Source organism: Microbacterium enclense (assembly GCF_004022425.1).
Classification (GTDB): Bacteria; Actinomycetota; Actinomycetes; order Actinomycetales; family Microbacteriaceae; genus Microbacterium; species Microbacterium enclense_A.
In genome coordinates, this window is the sequence record NZ_RBZY01000120.1 from 1 (window position 1) to 2660 (window position 2660).

At 66.3% G+C, this 2660-nt stretch carries 3 protein-coding genes; 2 read left to right on the forward strand and 1 reads right to left on the reverse strand.

Annotation, left to right across the window (positions count from 1 at the left end; translation table 11 throughout):
* The coding region (locus D8Y23_RS16390) for a sugar nucleotidyltransferase (RefSeq protein WP_164878295.1) at positions 1-362 on the reverse strand (362 nt) is incomplete at its 3' end.
* On the opposite strand from D8Y23_RS16390, the gene rfbB reads away from it, so the two are divergent.
* The gene (gene rfbB, locus D8Y23_RS16395; RefSeq protein ID WP_128219086.1) at positions 349-1308 is read left to right on the forward strand and encodes a dTDP-glucose 4,6-dehydratase; all 960 of its coding nucleotides are present in this window, start codon (positions 349-351) and stop codon (positions 1306-1308) included. The two genes, D8Y23_RS16390 and rfbB, sit on opposite strands and share 14 nt — an antisense overlap.
* A gap of 8 nt (positions 1309-1316) precedes the next feature.
* The coding region (locus tag D8Y23_RS16400) for a sugar nucleotide-binding protein (RefSeq protein WP_128219087.1) at positions 1317-2660 on the forward strand (1344 nt) is incomplete at its 3' end.

Sequence of the window (2660 nt, forward strand, 5' to 3'; positions counted from 1 at the left end):
CGTAGGCGGGTGCCCATGCCCTGGCCGTAGAAGATGTTGTCGCCGAGGACGAGGGCGACGGAGTCGGAGCCGATGTGGTCCTCGCCGAGGAGGAAGGCCTGGGCGAGTCCGTCGGGTGAGGGTTGCACCTTGTAGGTGAGGTCGATACCGAAACGGGATCCGTCGCCGAGCAGGCGCTGGAACTGTTCGGCGTCTTGCGGGGTCGTGATGATGAGGATGTCGCGGATACCGGCCAGGATCAGCGTCGACAGCGGGTAGTAGATCATCGGCTTGTCGTACACCGGAACGAGCTGCTTCGAGACGCCGAGCGTGATCGGGTGCAGTCGCGACCCCGTTCCGCCCGCCAGAATGATTCCGCGCATTNATCATGTGGTGAAGCACACGGATCACACGGTGACGGTGCTGGACAAGCTGACGTACGCGGGCAACCGGGCGTCCCTGGCCGGACTGCCCGAGGACCGGGTGCGTCTGGTCGTGGGTGACATCGCCGACGCGGGCGCGGTGGATCCGTTGGTGGCGGAGGCGGACGCGGTGGTGCATTACGCGGCGGAGTCCCACAACGACAACTCGTTGCACGATCCGCGCCCGTTCCTGGACACCAACATCATCGGCACGTACACGCTGCTCGAAGCCGCCCGCCGCCACCAGGTGCGGTTCCACCACATCTCCACCGACGAGGTCTACGGCGACCTGGAACTGGATGACCCGGCCCGCTTCACCGAACACACCCCCTACAACCCGTCCTCGCCGTATTCCTCGACGAAGGCCGGGTCGGATCTGCTGGTGCGGGCGTGGGTGCGCTCGTTCGGGGTGCGCGCGACGATCAGCAACTGCTCGAACAACTACGGGCCCTACCAGCACGTGGAGAAATTCATCCCCCGCCAGATCACGAACGTCATCCGCGGGATCCGCCCGAAGCTGTACGGCACCGGCGAGAACGTGCGCGACTGGATCCACGCGGACGACCACTCCTCCGCCGTGCTCACCATCCTCGACAAGGGCGAGATCGGGCAGACCTACCTCATCGGCGCGGACGGCGAGAAAGACAACAAGACCGTCGTCGAATCGATCCTGGAACTGATGGGACAACCCACCGACGCGTACGACCTGGTCACCGACCGCCCCGGCCACGACCTGCGCTACGCGATCGATTCCACCAAACTCCGCACCGAACTCGGCTGGACCCCCACGTACGGCGACTTCGACTCCGGCCTGGCCGCGACGATCGAGTGGTACCGGCAGAACGAAGCCTGGTGGGCACCGGCCAAAGACGGCGTCGAAGCGTTCTACGCCAGCAAAGGACAGTGACGGCGGCCATGACCGAGTTCGGCAAGACCCTCACCGTCACCACCACCCCCATCCCCGGGCTGATCGTGCTCGACCTGCCCGTGCACGGCGACACCCGCGGCTGGTTCAAAGAGAACTGGCAACGGCAGAAGATGACCGCGGCCGGCATCGACCTGCCCGACTTCGGTCCCGTGCAGAACAACGTCTCCTTCAACGACGCCGTCGGCACCACCCGCGGCATCCACGCCGAACCCTGGGACAAATACGTCTCCGTCGCCACCGGACGCATCTTCGGCGCCTGGGTCGACCTGCGCGAAGGCGACACCTTCGGCACCGTCTACACCACCGAGATCGACCCGTCCAAGGCGATCTTCGTGCCCCGCGGCGTCGGCAACTCCTACCAGACCCTCGAACCCGACACCGCGTACACCTATCTCGTCAACGACCACTGGTCCCCCGACGCCACGTACACCTTCCTCAACCTCGCCGACGACACCGCCGCGATCGACTGGCCCATCCCCCTGGCCACCGTCGAAATCAGCGAGAAGGACAAAAACCACCCCCGCCTCGCCGACGTCATCCCCATGCCGCCGAAGAAGACCCTCGTCACCGGCGCCAACGGACAACTCGGCCGCGCCCTCCGCGCCGAATTCGGTGACCACCCCTGGATCGAATACGCCACGCGGGCCGACCTCGACCTCACCTCTCCCGATCTGGATGCCGCACGCCGCTGGCGCGACTACGGAACGATCATCAACGCGGCCGCTTACACCAAGGTCGATATCGCCGAGACACCTGAGGGCCGCACCGACGCGTGGGCCGCGAACGTCACCGCCGTCGCCGCCCTGGCGCGCATCGCGACCGACAACGGCATCACCCTCGTCCACATCTCCAGCGACTACGTCTTCGACGGCACCAAACAAGGCGCCTACACCCCCACCGACCCGCTCTCCCCCCTCGGCGTCTACGGACAAACCAAAGCCGCCGGAGACGCGATCGTCTCCACCGTCCCCCGCCACTACATCCTCCGCACCAGCTGGGTCATCGGCGACGGCAACAACTTCGTCCGCACCATGGCCACCCTCGCCGAACGCGGCATCAACCCCCGCGTCGTGAACGACCAGACCGGACGACTCACCTTCACCACCGACATCGCCACCACCATCCGCACCCTCCTCGACACCCACGCCCCCCACGGCGTCTACAACATCACCTCTACGGGCAGCCCGCAGACCTGGTACGACATCGCCCGCGACGTCTTCCAGCTCACCGGGCACGACCCCGACCGCATCACCGGCGTCACCACCGACGACTACTTCGCCAACACCACCAGCCCCATCGCCCCCCGCCCCCGAAACAGCGTCCTCGACCTC